Origin of the sequence: Clostridium cuniculi (assembly GCF_004353185.1) — a bacterium.
GTDB classification, from domain to species: domain Bacteria; phylum Bacillota; class Clostridia; order Clostridiales; family Clostridiaceae; genus Clostridium; species Clostridium cuniculi.
The window spans coordinates 1-1,967 of sequence record NZ_SMUS01000088.1; the positions used below are offsets into that span (position 1 = coordinate 1).

At 29.2% G+C, this 1,967-nt stretch carries 4 protein-coding genes; all 4 read left to right on the forward strand.

From position 1 onward, the window contains the following. The first annotated feature begins 55 nt into the window (after positions 1–55). Positions 56–409: a helix-turn-helix domain containing protein gene (locus EJJ37_RS19640; RefSeq protein ID WP_133017113.1), complete on the forward strand. Its 354-nt coding sequence runs from the start codon at positions 56–58 to the stop codon at positions 407–409. 42 nt (positions 410–451) lie between these two features. Next, a complete protein-coding gene (locus tag EJJ37_RS20590) occupies positions 452–622 on the forward strand; it encodes a hypothetical protein (protein WP_166484861.1) in 171 nt (56 codons plus the stop codon). Continuing rightward, entirely contained in the window at positions 622–1,275 is a 654-nt protein-coding gene (locus tag EJJ37_RS19645) for a tyrosine-type recombinase/integrase (protein ID WP_338032289.1), read from the forward strand. Before EJJ37_RS20590 ends, EJJ37_RS19645 begins: the two co-directional genes overlap by 1 nt. A 277-nt stretch (positions 1,276–1,552) precedes the next feature. After that, on the forward strand, positions 1,553–1,967 hold a 415-nt coding region (locus EJJ37_RS19650; protein WP_133017114.1), incomplete at its 3' end, for a Xaa-His dipeptidase.

Genomic DNA, 1,967 nt, shown 5'->3' on the forward strand with positions numbered 1-1,967 from the left:
TGTCCACTTTGAATGGGTTGGGGTAAACTATATAATTTTTTAAGGGGGAATAGAAATGAACAAAGAGTTAGTAGGGCAATTATATTGCAATGGATTAAATGCAAGAGAGATTGCAGAACAGTTAAATATAAATAAATCAGCAGTAAATAAGTGCATACAAAGAAACTTTAAAGAGTTTAAAGCTATCCACTTAAAAAATAGAAAACATCTAAATTTTTATGAAAATGAAGTAAGAAAAATAACAAAACATGAAAGTAAGCAGTATATGAGTGATAAGACTTTTATATTAAAGAATAGATCATTATATGAAACAAAAAAAGATGGTGATATAGTATTAAAAAAGAATATAGATTGTGCACTTCCTTGGGATGTACCAAGAAGATTGACAAATGAGTTTAAGAGTTGTTAGAAATAACAGCTCTTTTATTATCTTTAAAATGGAGGGGTAGTAATGAACATTGGAAGAATTATAAAAGAAAATTATCCAGAACGTTATGAAAGATTAAGAGAAATTAGAAGTAAAAATAAAAAAGAAAATCTGAAAGAAAAAGATATTAGGGAATTAATGCATCATTCATCATATAGGAGAAGTAGACGAGGAGCTATTAAGCAGGTGAGGTAATGATGGAAGAAAAAATAAGAGAATGGGAAAAAGGCTCGGCAAATCCTATTCCAGACTCTAAGTATGAAAGATATAAAGAAAAATTAGTTGAATTAAGTAAAGAATATCCTGAAAGAAATTTAATGTTATTTTTACTCGCTAGAGCAACAGGATATAGAATGCAAGACATAATAACATTAACAGTTGGAGAAATAAAAGATGCATTAGATAAAGGGTACTTTGAGATTCAAGAGCAAAAGCAATATAAACAATGGCAAAGTGAAGTTGTTAAGAATCCTAATAGGAAAAAACCAAAGAAAAGAGTTGCAGAAATTGGACCATCATTAGAAAAACATCTAAAGCAATATCTTAAGGGAAAGAAAAGGTCAGAGTTTGCATTTCCTAGTAGAAAAGGTAAAGGGAATGAAGCTTTAACACAAAAATCTTTTAGCGATAAGTTAAAAGAAGTTGGAGAAGCTATTGGATTAGAGCATATAACAGGACATAGTCCTAGAAAAACATATGCTACTAAAATCTATACTGAAACTAATGGTAATTTAGAAGCAGTAAGAATAGCACTTGGACATAAGAGTATAGAGGAAACTAAAAGATATTTAGGATTAAAAGAACAAATGGCAAAAGATGCTGCAAGAATAGCTGATACAGGAATATAAGATTAAATTACTGTTTAAAGGTTAAATCGGTAAAAAAAGAAATGGTACTTATTTAAGGGATAAATAAAAAATTATTACTAATATATGTACTAAAAAAATAGTATGCGTAATCGTCACCTATATTACTGATTGAATGAAAAAATACAAAAGTAGTTTAAAGTTAGTATTTTCAATGGATACAGACTATTTTTGTTTTAAATTTAAAAAATGAAAATTTTAAGCTTAAAAAAATAAAAAGCCATGAAAAATGAAATGGCCACGAAAAGGAGGTGAAAAAGTGGGAAGAAAGTCAGTTGATGAAATTATTGAAAGTAACCTAACACAAGTAATATCAATGCTTAAGGACGGGTGCAAGGATAAAGAAATCATAGAGTTTCTAGGGATATCAAGAAGTGCATGGAAGGCCAAAAAAAATAATAACTCTAAGCTTAAGCAGGCAATTGATGAAGTTAAAGAAGCTAGAAATGAACAAGTAGAAGATGCTTTATTTAAATGTGCCAAAGGCTATCATTATTATGAAGAAGTAGCTACTAAGGTTAAGGAAGAAGTTGAAGGTGAAAATGGAACTATACTCGTTAAAGAAGATGTAAAGATATCACTTGTAAAGAAATATAAAGGACCAGATATAGCAGCTCAAAAGTATTGGTTAAACAATAGGAAGAAAGCTCAATGGAAAGATGATCCTAACAAAG